At 59.0% G+C, this 14,347-nt stretch carries 13 protein-coding genes and 1 pseudogene; 4 read left to right on the forward strand and 10 right to left on the reverse strand.

Features of this window, described 5'->3' with window-relative positions; all coding sequences use genetic code 11:
- The first annotated feature begins 470 nt into the window (after window positions 1-470).
- Window positions 471-1,850, forward strand: a complete 1,380-nt coding sequence (locus ACQ4WS_RS10680; RefSeq protein ID WP_436476038.1) for a sodium-dependent transporter — start codon at window positions 471-473, stop codon at window positions 1,848-1,850.
- Here ACQ4WS_RS10680 and ACQ4WS_RS10685 read toward each other — a convergent pair whose 3' ends face one another.
- The 7 genes from ACQ4WS_RS10685 to ACQ4WS_RS10715 all read right to left on the reverse strand — a co-directional run bounded on the left by ACQ4WS_RS10685 (window position 1,851) and on the right by ACQ4WS_RS10715 (window position 9,295).
- A complete protein-coding gene (locus ACQ4WS_RS10685; protein ID WP_436476040.1) occupies window positions 1,851-2,465 on the reverse strand; it encodes a M15 family metallopeptidase in 615 nt (204 codons plus the stop codon).
- Window positions 2,465-3,367, reverse strand: a complete 903-nt coding sequence (locus ACQ4WS_RS10690) for a LysR family transcriptional regulator (RefSeq protein WP_436476041.1) — start codon at window positions 3,365-3,367, stop codon at window positions 2,465-2,467. The genes ACQ4WS_RS10685 and ACQ4WS_RS10690 overlap by 1 nt, the downstream gene beginning before the upstream one ends.
- An 83-nt stretch (window positions 3,368-3,450) precedes the next feature.
- Window positions 3,451-4,251: an N-acetylmuramoyl-L-alanine amidase gene (locus ACQ4WS_RS10695; protein ID WP_436476043.1), complete on the reverse strand. Its 801-nt coding sequence runs from the start codon at window positions 4,249-4,251 to the stop codon at window positions 3,451-3,453.
- A 30-nt stretch (window positions 4,252-4,281) separates the two neighbouring features.
- Window positions 4,282-5,229, reverse strand: a complete 948-nt coding sequence (locus ACQ4WS_RS10700) for a BadF/BadG/BcrA/BcrD ATPase family protein (RefSeq protein ID WP_436476045.1) — start codon at window positions 5,227-5,229, stop codon at window positions 4,282-4,284.
- 87 nt (window positions 5,230-5,316) lie between these two features.
- The gene (locus tag ACQ4WS_RS10705) at window positions 5,317-6,978 is read right to left on the reverse strand and encodes a glycoside hydrolase family 10-like protein (RefSeq protein WP_436476046.1); all 1,662 of its coding nucleotides are present in this window, start codon (window positions 6,976-6,978) and stop codon (window positions 5,317-5,319) included.
- Between the two features lie 91 nt (window positions 6,979-7,069).
- Window positions 7,070-8,368 carry an MFS transporter gene (locus tag ACQ4WS_RS10710; RefSeq protein WP_436476048.1) on the reverse strand — a complete coding sequence of 433 codons (1,299 nt, stop codon included), beginning with the start codon at window positions 8,366-8,368 and terminating at the stop codon, window positions 7,070-7,072.
- A 45-nt stretch (window positions 8,369-8,413) separates the two neighbouring features.
- The gene (locus ACQ4WS_RS10715) at window positions 8,414-9,295 is read right to left on the reverse strand and encodes an N-acetylmuramic acid 6-phosphate etherase (RefSeq protein WP_436476050.1); all 882 of its coding nucleotides are present in this window, start codon (window positions 9,293-9,295) and stop codon (window positions 8,414-8,416) included.
- A 133-nt stretch (window positions 9,296-9,428) separates the two neighbouring features.
- Here ACQ4WS_RS10715 and ACQ4WS_RS10720 point away from each other — a divergent pair.
- A pseudogene (locus tag ACQ4WS_RS10720) lies at window positions 9,429-9,512 on the forward strand (recombinase); the annotation flags it as partial.
- A 12-nt stretch (window positions 9,513-9,524) separates the two neighbouring features.
- Here the strand turns inward: ACQ4WS_RS10720 and ACQ4WS_RS10725 are convergent.
- Window positions 9,525-10,166: a hypothetical protein gene (locus ACQ4WS_RS10725; RefSeq protein WP_436476052.1), complete on the reverse strand. Its 642-nt coding sequence runs from the start codon at window positions 10,164-10,166 to the stop codon at window positions 9,525-9,527.
- Complete coding sequence (locus ACQ4WS_RS10730) at window positions 10,166-11,167, reverse strand: ImmA/IrrE family metallo-endopeptidase (protein WP_436476054.1); 1,002 nt, start codon at window positions 11,165-11,167, stop codon at window positions 10,166-10,168. The genes ACQ4WS_RS10725 and ACQ4WS_RS10730 overlap by 1 nt, the downstream gene beginning before the upstream one ends.
- 278 nt (window positions 11,168-11,445) lie before the next feature.
- Here ACQ4WS_RS10730 and ACQ4WS_RS10735 point away from each other — a divergent pair, with 278 nt between their 5' ends.
- Window positions 11,446-11,958, forward strand: coding sequence for a DJ-1/PfpI family protein (locus tag ACQ4WS_RS10735; protein WP_436476056.1), 513 nt, complete (start codon window positions 11,446-11,448; stop codon window positions 11,956-11,958).
- 2 nt (window positions 11,959-11,960) lie between these two features.
- Here the strand turns inward: ACQ4WS_RS10735 and ACQ4WS_RS10740 are convergent, their stop codons facing one another.
- Complete coding sequence (locus ACQ4WS_RS10740; protein ID WP_096232721.1) at window positions 11,961-12,701, reverse strand: GntR family transcriptional regulator; 741 nt, start codon at window positions 12,699-12,701, stop codon at window positions 11,961-11,963.
- Between the two features lie 227 nt (window positions 12,702-12,928).
- On the opposite strand from ACQ4WS_RS10740, the gene ACQ4WS_RS10745 reads away from it, so the two are divergent.
- Window positions 12,929-14,275, forward strand: coding sequence for a serine hydrolase domain-containing protein (locus tag ACQ4WS_RS10745; RefSeq protein ID WP_436476058.1), 1,347 nt, complete (start codon window positions 12,929-12,931; stop codon window positions 14,273-14,275).
- Window positions 14,276-14,347 lie beyond the last annotated feature (72 nt).

Below are 14,347 nucleotides of genomic sequence, written 5' to 3' on the forward strand. Positions count from 1 at the left end.
TAACTAGTTCAAACCCCTCGCATTGCGAGGTGTTTGCTCACTCAAAAAACTGACAGGCTACTTCCGAAGAAGTATCCTATTTCATTATTTCTTGTGAACATTTGATATTTTAAGTTAGACGTCAATCCGAAGATTAACGCTGCACTTACACCAAATGCTCACACTTATCGACTGTTAATTGTTAAAGAACTGTGATCGGTTACTGCTTTCGCGCTATCGACAAAGCGTTGTGTTTGTCAGCTGCGAAGAAGGAAGAGTATGAAGCATTTCACTACATCCGTCAACTCCTTCTTTACTACTCATCGCCGTTTCCGGTGATCCTCAAAGCCGCATTTGACTGCGTCTCATTGGGGAGGCGAACTATAGCAAAGCGCCCCCGTAGTAGCAAGGCTTTTCCGGGGTATTTGCGGCCAACTGCTACAATTTCGCCCCCTCAGCGCAAATCCGCGTCCATATATAGAAGATTCACAATGAAACAACAAGCTCAAGGATCAGGCCTGACCCTGAAACGAGCTGGCTTTACCACTGGCTTCGGCGTGCTCGCCGCCACGCTCGGTTCCGCAGTCGGTCTCGGCAATATCTGGAAGTTCCCCTACCTGACGGGCGCCAATGGCGGCGCCGGCTTCCTGCTCATCTATCTGCTCGCTACCTTATTGGTGGGACTGCCGGTGATGATCGCGGAAATCACCCTGGGACGCCGCGCCAAGGTCAATCCCATCTCCACCATGGAACAGCTGGCACCCAAGGGCAAGCCCTGGTGGCTGGTCGGCGTGATCGGCATGGTCGCCGCCTTCCTGATCGTGGCGTTCTATTCAGAGGTGGTGGGCTGGGTGTTTGCCTATATCGCCAAGGCCATCGACGGCTCCATCCTCAGCAGCGACAAGCTGGTGACGGAAGCGGCCTTCGCTTCGCTGATCAGCAATCCCCTGCAATCACTATTGTGGCAATGGGGCGTGCTGCTGTTTATCGGCGGCATATTGATGCTGGGTGTTACCAAGGGCATCGAAGCGATCGCCAAGAAACTGATGCCGCTGCTGTTCCTGCTGCTGCTACTGCTCTGTGCAGTCAGCCTGTCGCTGGATAAGGCAAGCGAAGGCCTGGCGTTTCTGTTCCGCCCGGATTTTTCCAAGCTGACGGCATCCGTCGTGCTGACGGCCATGGGCCTGGCCTTTTTTAAATTGTCCGTCGGCATGGGTACGATGATGACGTACGGCAGCTATTTCCGCGATGACCAGAATATCCCTGCGACCACCCTGCGCGTGATGGCGGCCGACCTGGGTGTCTCCATGCTGGCCGGCATCGCCATCTTCCCCGCCGTGTTCACGTTTGGCTTCGCCCCCAGCGCAGGACCGTCGCTGGTGTTCATCACCATCCCCGCCGTGTTTTCGCAAATTCCCATGGGACAAGCCCTGATGGTGGTGTTCTTCATCCTGGCCGCCGTGGCCGCCACCGGGGCGATGCTATCGCTGATGGAAGTGCCCGTGGTGATTTTTCACGAACGCTTTGGCTGGACGCGCACCAAGGCAACGGTGGTGACCATGCTGCTACTTGCCGTGCTCGGCTCCGTGTGCGCCCTGAGTAACAGCACCCTGGCCGATTTCAAGCTGTTTAACTTGAATATGTTTGATCTGTTCGACTTCGTCTCGTCGAATATTTTCCTGCCCGTGGGCGGCATCGCCATTGCCTTGTTTACAGGCTGGGCCTGGGGCAAGGACCATTTCATCGATGCGATCAGCAATCATGGCCAGTTGCAAAATAAAACTCTGGCGCATGTGCTGCTGTTCCTGCTGCGCTTTGTCTCGCCCGTGCTGATCCTGATCGTGATGCTGAAGGGACTAAAGGTCTTCTAATTAGAGTACCCGGGTGTAGGTCTGGCGCACCAGCACCCGGTCGCCGCAATCGAAATGCCACCATTCGCTGTTGATACCAAAGAAGCCCGCCTGGAACATGGCGTCGCGCAACAAGCGGCGATGCGCCACGTGTTCCTCCGTGATTTCCCCCTTTTCCAGCAAGGACAGCTCCAGCGCCGGGTGCGAGCGCTCACTCAGATCATCGAAGCCCGTGCCCATGTCCAGTTCCTGCCCGTCCGGGCCCACGATGGTGATGTCGAGCGCCATGCCAAACGAGTGGATCGAGCCGCGCGACGGTTCCGCGATATAGCCCAGCAACTCCGTTCCCTGCAGCGCATCCCACAGTTGCTGCTGCACCCGTTGCGGGCGCAGGGCGTCGAGCACCAATAAATGATGATCGGGGCGATGCGCGACCAGCCAGGCCACGGCTTTTTCCAGGGCGGCGGCGGCATCGCGGTGCAACCAGGCGCAATCGATGGGACTATATAAGTCACGGCCGACAAAGTTGCCGGGCGTGGCGTAGCGCAAGTCGACGGCGATGCCGGCGATGCTGCTCAGGTGGCGAAATTGCGGATCGCTGCCGACCGCTTCCAATTGCAAACTTGCAACAGACATCAGACTCCTCTTTCCAGGCAGTTGCGCGCCGCCACGCCGATGCTGTCGGCCAGGCGCCGCGCGCCATGCGACAGCGGCGAGTGGCTCGCCGTCAATAAATACAGTTGGATGGGGATCGTCGGCGCCCAGGGACGGCGCTGCAGCCGCTCGGGTGAGCCGGACGCGGCCGTAAACGGGTCGACCACGGCCATGCCGGCGCCCGCTTCCACCAGGGAACGGGCAATTTGATAAGTCTGCACCACGGTGGCAAAAACGGGGTGGATATCCTGCGCCTCGCAGGCGGCCACCACCAGCTCACCCAGCGGATCGTTGTCCGCATGGCCGATCAGCTCGCCATTCAGGCCATGCGCCGTCAAGGGCGTGCCGCAATCGGCCGCATGCCAGGTGCCGGCCGGCGCGATCACCGTCATGACACCCTGCGCAATGGGTTCGGCCACGATGCCCGGGTGGCGTGGGTCTTGCAGCGATACGGCCAGGTCCGCTTCACCGAGGCGCAGGGTATTGACGATCTCGCCCGTGTGGTGGGTGGCCAGCTGGCAACGCGTGTGGGGAAAGTCGCGCCGCCATTCCGTCATGGCGAATGGCAAGACGCTGATGGCGAGCGTCGGCGTGGAGACCAGGCGGATGGTTTCCACCGCGTGGCCCTTCAGGCTGGCCGCCAGGCGGCGGATGCCCAATAAATCGCGGTTGAGTTTTTCCGTCTCGACAAACAAACGGTGCGCCTCGGGCTTCGGGTACAGCTTGCCGCGCACGCGCTCGAACAGCGGCATGCCCAGTTGCAATTCGCAATGCTGCAAGACCTTGGTCACGGCCGGCTGCGAAATATGCAACACCTGGGCCGCGCCGCTGATGGTGCCAACTTGCATGATGGCGTGAAACACTTCGATATGACGCAGCCGCATGAGCTATTCCTCTACCTTGCCATGGCCACCTGGGCCTTCAACGTTCAGCATATAAGAAAAAGTCATGGGCTGGAACGGCCATGCTACTTTGTTGCAACAGCTGGGGCCGGCGTCGTCAGCACTTCCAGCAGGGCTGCCGTTTCGCCATCGGGCGTGCCGTCAAACAATGTATTGCGGTATTTCATCTGGAAGGCGATCAACACATTGCGCGTCGCTTCATCGAAGACGCCCGTATTCGGCGTCGCATAGCCGTGCTGGGCCAGCTTTTTCTGGAACCAGACGGCGTCCGGCACTTGGCTCTCAAACATGGGGCGCTGCACGGCGACACGGTTGGCATCGGGCCAGACGATCAGGCCCGCATCGGCCAGTTGGCGCCATGGAAACAGCGGACCCGGATCCTGCTTACGCTGCGGGGCGATTTCGTTGTGGCCCAGGATATTTTCCGGCGCGATGTTGTAACGCGCCTGGATATCTTTCAACAGCGGAATCAGCTCATCGATCTGCGCCTGCGGAAATGGATACCAGAGGCGGCCTTCCGGCGTGTCCTTGTAGCCAGGGTTGACGATCTCGATGCCGATCGAGCTGACATTCAACTGTGTATAAGTCTTCCAGTTACTTACACCCGCGTGATTTGCCTGGCGCGATTCGTCGACCAGCACGTAAAACTTCGGCTTGTCCGTGTCGGTCAGCAAATAATGGCTGCTGACCACTTGTTCCGTCAGGATCTTGATCGAGCGGGGCAGGTCGCTGACCGTGTAATGGATAACGATGAATTTCACGCGCGGGCTCTGGCTGCGCGCCGTCAAGCTGTGGTCAAGGTGCGGCGCGGGCGTGGTACAGGCGGAGAGCAGGGCCACCAGCAGGGCGAGGGCGATTTTTTTCATGAAAGATCCGTGTTCGGGTTGGTAAAATGTTCAGTTCTTGCCAGTACGCTGGCTGGCTGCCCGGGCTGCCAGCTTGGCCGCAGCCTCATGCGAACGGGCAACTTTTTGCTCCAACATCAACGATACCGGCAAAGCGGCGCGCATGGCAACCGCGATGGCCGGGTGCAACTGCGCCGCGCGGCCCGCCAGCACCACGGGACGGGGACCGTAGCGCGCCGTCAGGGCCAGCGCCAAACGCGCCAGTTCCTGTCCCGCGCGCCGCAAGATATCCAGCGCCAGCGGGTCGGCATCCGCACTGGCAGCCACGGCCAGCGCCAGCCGGCCGATGGCGCCCCGGTCCTGGCCATACATGAAAGCGCGCGACAGCGACCAGTCGCTGCCGCCCAGTTGCGCAAACACGGCCCCGGCCATGGGCGAGGCTTGCCAGCTACCAGGCGCCTCGTCTTCGCGGCGCCAGATGTGGCGCAAGGCTTCGCGCGCGATCCAGTAGCCGCCGCCGCCATCGTCAAGCAGCACGCCGCGCCCGCCCGCGCGGTGAAACACGCCATCCGCATCGATCCAGGCGGCAATCGAGCCCGTGCCAGCGTAGACCAGATAGCCTTCGCCTGGTTCAAAGCTGTCGCGATAGGCGATGTCGATATCGTTGCCTACACTGACATCGCCGGCGTCCAGCGCCAGCAAGGCGGCCAGCATGTGCGCCAGCGCCACATCGTCACCGCCAAAGCCCGTCAAGCCCGCCACCACGGCACCCGGTTGGCCGACAGCCAGCACGCCCTGGCACAGCCGGGCAAACGTGGCGTGCACGGCCGCGCGGCCCGCTTCGTTGCTCATTTGCAAGGCAGACAAGCCTTCCACAGCCCCATCGGCCACGATGGCGCCGTCCGCGTTGGCCAGGGCCCAGCGCGTCTGCGTGCCGCCCGCGTCGATGCCCAGGCCCAGCACGGGCGCTGCATGAGGGGCTTTAGGGATGGAAATCATGGCATGAGTGTAAAGCCAAGCCGAGCTTGCAGGCATGAAAGCTTGCGCATGTTTCATGCCTGCAGGTTATGGACTAGCGGTGAACAATTACTTGGCGGGGGCCGTAAACGGTGCGCGCACGGTGACGCGGGGGCTTTCATTGCCGAGGCGGTCCACGGCGCTGACCACCACCGCATTGACTTTACCAATGACATCGTCGACCAGGGTCAGCTCGCCCTGCACGCCCGTGACCACGGTAAAGCGCCAGTCTTCGCCGTAGCGGGCCCAGACGGCGTACTGCGCCACGGCTTTGCCGCCGCCCGCCGTCAATTTGACGTTCAGGCTGGTGGAATCGCGGCGCAAGGCCAGCACGGGCGTACCCGGTGCTTCCTTGCCCAGCCATGGCGTGGCGGGAATCAGCGCAGGGCTTTGATACACGATGGCCTTGAGTTGCTCGCTGACACCCTTGCGGTTCTGCATCAGCGGCGCCATGCTGAAATGCACTTGTCCATTTGCGCCGGGGCGCGTGCGCGTCACTTCGATCTGCTTGATGATCTCTTGCGGCGTGAAGGACTTGGCGGAATTGTCGATCCGGCTCGTATATAAACCCGGCCACACGTGGCGGCCATACGGATTTTGCGCCAGCCAGTAGTCGAGCAGCACGCCAAACGCTTGCGGCGCCTGCGCCACGGGCCAGTACAGCTGCGGCGACAGATAGTCGAGCCAGCCCTTGGCCAGCCACAGTTCCGCATCCGCATACAATTTATCGTACTGGCTGAAGCCGACGATGCCGGCAGGGCGACGATCCGGACGGCCGATGCCGAAGGGGCTGATGCCAAAACGCACCCAGCTCTTTTCGCGGTGGATGCCTGTATACAAGGTTTCAATCAGCTGGTTGACGTTCTGGCGGCGCCAGGAAGGGCGGTCCAACTGGCCACCGGCCAGCAGATATTGCTGCCAGGAAGGCTCATCGGGAAACGGCAGTTCGCGCTTGGCGCCGCCATTGCCCGCGTCCAGCGCGGCTGTTTCCGCACCGGCACCGGCGCCAGGCGCATCGATCGGGTACGGATAAAAGTAATCGTCGATGTGCACGCCGTCGATATCGTAGCGGCGCACGACGTCGAGCACCACCTCCGTCGTGTGTTTGGAAGCGGCGGCGTCGCCCGGGTCCATCCACAGGTAGCGCCCGTATTGCTTGACGGATGCCGGGTTGGTGGACGCAAAACTGTCGCGCGCCAGCGGCGACTTGGCCGTCGCGTGACGCGCCCGGTAAGGGTTGAACCAGGCGTGCAATTCCAGGCCGCGCGCATGCGCCTGCGCCACCCAGAAGGCCAGCGGGTCATACATGGGCAATGGTGGCTGGCCTTGCTTGCCGGTCAGGTATTCCGACCATGGCTCCAGTTGCGATGGGTAAATCGTGTCGGCGCTGGGCCGCACCTGCAGCACAATCGCGTTCAGATTCAAGGACTTGGCGCGGTCAAGGATGGCGATCGCCTCGGCTTGCTGCTTGGCGACAGGCAAATTGCTGCGGCTGGGCCAATCGATATTGGCCACCGTCGAAACCCAGGCGGCGCGGAACTCGCGCGGCGCCGGCGGCGGCACTTCGCCCGTGATGTGCCGTACGGGCGGCACGGCCGGCAAACCCGCTTCGCCCGGCGTCACTGCCGAGGGCAGCTTGGTACTGGTACAGCTGCTGAGCAATGTGGCGGTGGCCAGCGCGGCCAGCACGCCAGCCGCGGCGCCCAGGCGTTTTTTGAAAGTAGACAACAAAACAATTCCTTGCAGTGGTGAAGCGCAGGTCTATCGGTGCGGGCATTTTACTGTGCGCCCGACATCCTTGCGGGCGCACAGTTCAAAAGAATCAAGCCTCGGCCTTCTTGCCGAATTCGGGATCGATCTTGACCAGCGCGGCCATAATGAAGGCGGGAATCGTGGCGATGCAGACCCAGATGAAGAAGTGCTGGTAGCCGAGCATTTGCTGGATCCAGCCGCTGGCCATGCCCGGCAGCATCATGCCCAGGGCCATGAAACCCGTGCAAATGGCGTAATGGGCCGTTTTATGCGCGCCATCGGACACCATGATCATGTACAACATATACGAAGCGAAACCGAAGCCATAGCCAAATTGCTCAAGTGCAATCCCACCGGCGATCACATAGATGCTGCTGGGCAAGGCGCTGGCCAGATAAACGAAGACCAGGTCGGGCAAGTGGACGGACAGCACCATGATCCACAAACAGCGTTTCAAGCCGAAGCGGGAAATAATATAACCGCCCAGCAAGCCGCCCAGGGTCAGGGCGATCACGCCGATGGTGCCGTAGACGAGGCCCACCTGTTCCGTGCTGAGGCCCAGGCCACCCTTGGCGACGGGGTCGAGCAGGAAGGGCGCGGCCAGCTTCAACAGTTGCGCTTCGCCGAGGCGGAACAGCAGCAGGAAACCCAGGATGACGAAAATATCCTTCTTCTTGAAGAAGGAAGCAAAGGTGGCGATGAATTCCTGCAACGGAGAAATACCGGCGCCCTGGATGCTGGGGCGGTCATCCTTGGGCTTGGGCAAGACGAAATAGTGGTACAGGAACAGAGCGATGAACAGGCCCGCCAAAATCGCAAACACGACGGACCAGGCCAGCTGCACATTGCCCGTCGCATGCGTCAGATAGCCGGCCAGATACACGAGGCCGCCCTGGCCCGCGATCATCGCCAGGCGATAAAACGTGCTGCGCACGCCAACGAAGGCCGCCTGCTGGTGCTCTTCCAGTCCCAGCATATAAAAGCCGTCGGCGGCAATGTCATGCGTGGCGGAACTGAAGGCCATCAGCCAGAAGATGGCCAGGCTGATCTGGAAAAAGTGCGGCAGGGACGTCGTCAGGGCCACCAGCGCCAGCGCGGCGCCGATCACCAGCTGCAAGCCGACGATCCAGAAGCGCTTGGTGCGGTACATATCGATGAAGGGCGACCACAACGGCTTGATGACCCATGGCAAGTACAACCAGCTGGTATACAGCGCGATATCCGTATTGGAAAAACCATAGTTCTTGTACATGATCACGGACAAGGTCATGACCACTACATAGGGGATGCCCTGGCCGAAATACAGGGAAGGGATCCATAGCCACGGCTTATTCGCGCGCGCCGGGGCGGTTTGTTTCACTAGCTCCATACATCCTTCTTTGTCTCCCAGACAGAAGAATGCCGTGCCATCGGATCACGCCGCCAGTGCCGCCCGCACACTGCCGTCCGCGCCGGCCAACAATGCCTGTGCCTGGTTTGTGTTGATTTTTTTGATCAAGGCAACTATCGCCACCTTGACGTGATAGTGGCATTGCTCCAGCACGGTCCTGGCCTGCACTTCGCTGGCGCCCGTGGCGTGCATGGTCAGACGCACGGCCCGCCAGATCAGCTTGGCGTTGGTCGGCTTCAAGTCTACCATCAAGTTTCCGTAAGTTTTGTGCAAACCGACCATCAGGGCGCTGGAAATCGTGTTCAGGGTGATTTTTTGCGCCGTGCCCGCTTTCAGGCGGGTGCTGCCGGAAATGACTTCCGTACCCGTGTCGAGCACAATGCCGCATTGCGCCTCAAGCGCCACGGGAGCATCGACATTGTTGGCGATGCCTATCGTCAAGGCGCCAGCCTTGCGCGCGGCCAGCAGCGCGCCCAGCACGTAGGGCGTGGCGCCCGAGGCGGCCAGCAGGATCACCACGTCCTTGGCTTGCGGCTGCAGGGCCAGCAAATCCCGCTCGCCTTGCGATAAATCATCTTCCGCCCCTTCGACTGCCGTAAACATGGCGCCCGCGCCGCCGGCCAGGATGGCGACGGCCCGCTCGGGCGGCCAGGAAAACGTGGGGTTGAGTTCAACGCTGTCGAGTACGCCAAGCCGTCCCGACGTACCGGCGCCCACATACAGCAGGCGTCCGCCAGCGGCGATGCGGGGCAGGGCGGCCGTGATGGCGGCAGCGATGTCGGGCGAGGCCAGCCGCACGGCTTCGACGGCCCAAAACTGGTCATCGACTAGCGCCGCCACCAGTTGTTCCACCGGATACAGGTCCAGATCCGGATGCCGCCGGCTCGGAGTTTCAGTTTTCAACATGATTTCAGAACATGGTTGAAGGTGAAACCAGTTTAATACCGATGTGCAAGGTCAGCCATGAAAGCTTGGCGGACGGGCATAACGGGAGATTATGACTAGTGCAGAAACCTGATGTACCACTCGTACGTCGACAGCAATCACAAGACATCAGACATTGGATATACTCAAACGATACACCCACCTTCGCGCAGAAGATCTTGCCAAGAAACTCGACTAGGTCTTATGCTATTTATACCCGCAGTTCATCAGGAAGTCGTTCTTTTGCGGTCAGGAACAAAGAGACCTCGCGTGTAAATGAAACCAAACACTCACGTAAGTTCTCTTCAGCCATGTCTGGCCTTAAAACCTGCTTCAACACACCATCAGGTTTAGGGCAAGACAGGAGCTTCTGCTTGAGTACAGCAAAACCAAAGACCTCTAGGGCAAGCAACAAAGCACTTTCAAAAGTAACAACTCGACCTACCAAGCCCGTATGTAGTTCAGGTACGGTTTCCTTGCAAGAAATGACTGCACGGAGAGCCTTTCGATCTCCGGTAATCAAGGTCGAAGCATCATCGCTTATGCAAGCAACAAAAAGTTGCTGTTCACCAGCATCAATGTTCGGGATTGCCGACACACGAGTTAATAATTCCAGATTTTCAATCGCAGGAATATCTTTGACAGCATCCAAGAACCTCCTCAAGCGCAGCACAGTTTCTTCGTTGCCACACTTTGAAAGAAGCTTCTCCGGATTTTTGGGGAGCAACTGGTATCTAGCAGTTGTTGAGACAAAGATACTCTCTATCGGTGCACCGAGTAGATCCGGCAACGAATCGAGCAAGTCGCATTGGGCCAGCTTCAGAATTATGTCATTATCCGCGAGAACAATCACTACTCTGCCTCACCAACCATTTTCGCCAGAATATCAAGATCGTCCTCTTTCATAGAGTCCTGATCTAGACTCTCGAACAACTTTGCTCGGATAAGATCTTGATCTGAAGGGGATGTCCCAACAATTTGCTTTACTGCATTTATCGCTACCGGCCAGTGACCATGCGAATGCCCATAGTTGAGTGCTACATGCGTCGGATCAATTTGATTGCTTTCACCGTGTCGAACAGCAGCGCTCGCCAACTCACTGCCGGTCAAGTTCCGTCCAGCAGGAACAATTCTGCACTCCGCATCGCCAGTCAACAACTCTAACGCAAACCGATTAGCTGCACGCTCATCCTCGTCTTCAGCATCCGCATCAATTTTCTGATCAATTATGCAGCCACCTTCCTTCAAATGCTTCAATGCAATATGACCCAACTCGTGCGCCAAATCGAAGAGGAGATAACCATGTGTATAACGTTTCGTAAGCACAATGACAGGGCGTCCATGACAGTCAAATGCCAGGCCATCCATTTTCTTTGCTTTAGCTGGAAATTTGCCCAAATGAATGACGGGAATGCCAATCGAAATGCAATAGTCAAGCAATTCAGCAAAGCCAATCCACTTCGACTTGGTCAAAAGTTCTTTCCGTAAAACGCTAGCATCCGGCACAGCGATTGGAGATACGAGTTCATCCAAACCACTTTGCACAATTCTTGCGGCAGAGAAAGCTAACGCACAGGCAACATCGAGCGAATCCTCAGCTATGTCTGTACGACGTTTAAATTTTCTAGAGTCAGGCAGAGCAAATACAGGCACACTTCCCTGGTCCCATAGGGACTCGGGGCGAATGGCAAGGATTTTTCCAAGAATCAATGTTACTTGCTGAAAACCAGATGGGGTTCCCGCAATCGAGTCATCCCACCACTCAGGAAGCAATGATCTAACAAAAGTAGGGTTGAAGCCTGACGACTGCAGCTTTTTAAGAAGAGGCTGCATAGGTTTTTGAACGATAGCCATTGCATACCTCCAATAAAAAAGTCGCCAAACATGCGCACTATGCCCTCAGCGGGGCAGATACAATGTTCGAGCGAAGTTGTGCTAAGTGCGGAATCCACATGTAGCGCCCGAGAGCCAAAAAATGTCAGTAGGCACTCACACACATGGGATAATTAAGCAAGTATATCATTCAAAGTCAAGTGACCGCAAAAGCTTATTTTCATACAGACTAATACAGTAGATTGCGGTGTTTATCGTCGTCACGCATCCACAGGAGGGGGGGCGCTATACGCCTGGAAATGATCGTCACGTCGGACGCGCTGCTCAAGAAGCACCTGTACGACAGTGATTTCATGTGGGCACTGGCCCATACCAAGCCTGTCTCCGAGGTCAGGGCAGACGAGTATGCGGGCATGGCTTTCGTCGGCGGCGGCGCGGCCATCGTCGGCATCCCGGAAAACAAGCCGCTCCAGGACATCGCCTTGCGTATCTACGAACAACAAGGCGGGGTGATCGCGGGCATCTGCCATGGAACCGAGGGCATCAAGAACCTGAAGCTCAGTGACGGCACTTTCCTGATCCAGGGCAAGGTGCTCACCTCCTTCCCCGATGCGTTTCTCAACAAGGAATCGCCGGTATACAAGGCCTATCCCTTTTCGGCAGAAGCCAGCATCAAGCGCCATGGCGGCATATTCAGGCACGGCGCCAACGGCAAGAGTCACGTCGAAGTCGATGGCCGGCTGGTGACCGGCATGAGCTGGGAGTCGTCCGTCGGCGTGGCGGAATCCATGATCCGCCTGTTCCAGCAGTAGATTTATGGAGCGCGGCGCATCTCTGCCACAAAATCATAATGGTCGCTGCGGCAATACGAATGCGTGAGTTCCACCGCTTCGCCCGACTCCAGGTAGGCGATGCGCGTGATGAACAGCACGGCCTGGCCATCGGGGATGCCCAGCTGCTTGGCCAGCACGTCCGTCGCATTCATGGCGCGGATGTGCTGCAAGGCGCGCACGGGGGCCTTCTTGATGCTGCTCAAGTATTCATACAGCGAATCGCCCATGGCGGCCGGGTCCGGCACCACGCTGAAGGGCAGCACGCTCACTTCATACGCCATCACCACGTCGTCGGCCAGGCGCAGGCGCTCCAGGCGCGCCACTTTCGTGTTCTGCGCCAGGCCCAGGCTCAGCTGTTCATCGCTGCTGGCGATGACGACTTCACGCTTGAGCCAGCGCGAGCCGGGGCGGTAGCCGCGCTGCTGCAGCTGCTCGGAAAAGCTCGACAAGTTCGACAGCGGCTGTTCGATGCGCGGGGCAATATAGTTGCCCGAACCACGGCGGCGCACGACGAGGCCTTGCTCGACGAGCTGGTCGATGGCCTTGCGGGCAGTCACGCGCGATACGTCGAGCAGTTCGGACAGGGTACGTTCGGATGGCAGGGCCTGGTCTACCTGGTAGCGGCCGTTGCGTACGTCATCGCTCAGCTTGCGGGCGATCTGCATATATAAAGGCGAATTGTCATTTAAATCGACCTTGAGTTCTACGCTGGTCTGGCTCATACAGTTCTCCTTGTCCTCCTAGTGTAATAGCGATGGCGCTTGCGCGTAGCCCGTCCACCCATGAATAAATGGAAAATGACCATAAATAACGGTTATACACTTAAAAAAACAATGTTTTACCGTACGTATAGCTTTGCATTATAGATAAATAAGCAATTTTCATTGGCCTAGTCAACCATCCCACCCTATGCTGGCGATGCCTCCACCACACCGTAAAACAGGGAAACATGCACAATAGAATGACAGGATTGCTGGGCTTGCTGCTGCTGGGCACGACCTGGAGCGCGCTGGCCGCCCCGCCCGGCGGCGGCACTCAGCAACTCGTGCCACACGAACGCCAGCGCGCGCTCGATGCGGCGCTGGCCGCCATCGTCGATGACCCGGCCCACCCGCTGGCCAGCCTGTCCGTGCTGGCCATCCGCCATGGCAAGGTGTCGTATCAGCAACAATTTGGCTACCGGCATATCGGCGCCACGCCGGCGGACAGCTTGCCCGTGACGCCGGCCACCCTGTTCCGCATCGCTTCCATATCGAAGATGATGACCACCCTGGGCCTGATGCGGCTGGTCGAGCAGGGCAAGCTGAGCCTGGACCAGGACGTGGGCATTTACCTGGGCTTTTCACTGCGCAACCCGCACTTTCCCCAGCAAGCCGTCACCCTGCGCAGCCTGCTCAGCCATACTTCCTCGCTGCGCGACGCGGGCGGCTACGCTTGGGGACCGGAACGCAGCCTGCGCGACGTGTTCACGGCTGGCGGCGACCTCATGTGGGATGCGGCGGCTCCCCCGGGCCATTACTTTAGGTATGCCAACCTGAACTGGGGCGTGATCGGCACCGTGATGGAAAAAGTCACGGGCGAGCGCTTCGACTTGCTGATGCGGCGTTTGCTGCTCGATCCCCTCGATGTGCGCGGCGGCTACAACCCTGCGGCATTTTCTACGGACGAGGTGGCGAACACGGCCACCCTGTACCGCAAGCGCACGCTGGAGACGGAACAGTGGCAGCCGCAAGGCCCCTGGATCGTGCAAGCCGATGATTTTTACCAGCGTCCACCGGCCGGCATGGCCAACTATGTGATCGGCAGCAACGCCACCGTCTTCAGTCCCACGGGCGGCTTGCGCATTTCCGCCGCAGGACTGGGCACGGTCATGCAGATGCTGCTCGACGGTGGCCGCCACCAGGGCAAGCAACTATTGCAACCGGCCAGCCTCGCCCTGATGTTTGAACGCCAATGGCAGCTGGCGCCCGATGGCGGCAATGGCGACAGCGAGCGGGGCCTGTACCGCGCCTGGGGCCTGGGCAACCAGCAGTTCGATGCGGTGGCGGGGAAGGGCAATGGCCTGGTCGAGGGCGCCAGTTTTCATGCGGTCGGCCACCTGGGCGACGCGTATGGCCTCGTCTCCGCCTTCGTGCTCGATTTGAAGAACAGGAACGGCATGGTGATGCTGGTGGGCGGCACGGGCAGCGACGCCGAACGCTATCCGGGCACCTATTCCGCCATGGGGCGCAACGAGGAATTGATACTCACCACCTTATACCGTGGTGCGATTGATAAGCATGAATCATTTCACTGAAACAGTGCATTCCTGAAAGTTATGGCTGCACCATGATGTTTCATTGGCTCCCTGACCGGCCAGCCTCTAAGC

The organism is Janthinobacterium leeuwenhoeki (assembly GCF_051380795.1).
Taxonomy (GTDB): Bacteria; Pseudomonadota; Gammaproteobacteria; order Burkholderiales; family Burkholderiaceae_D; genus Janthinobacterium.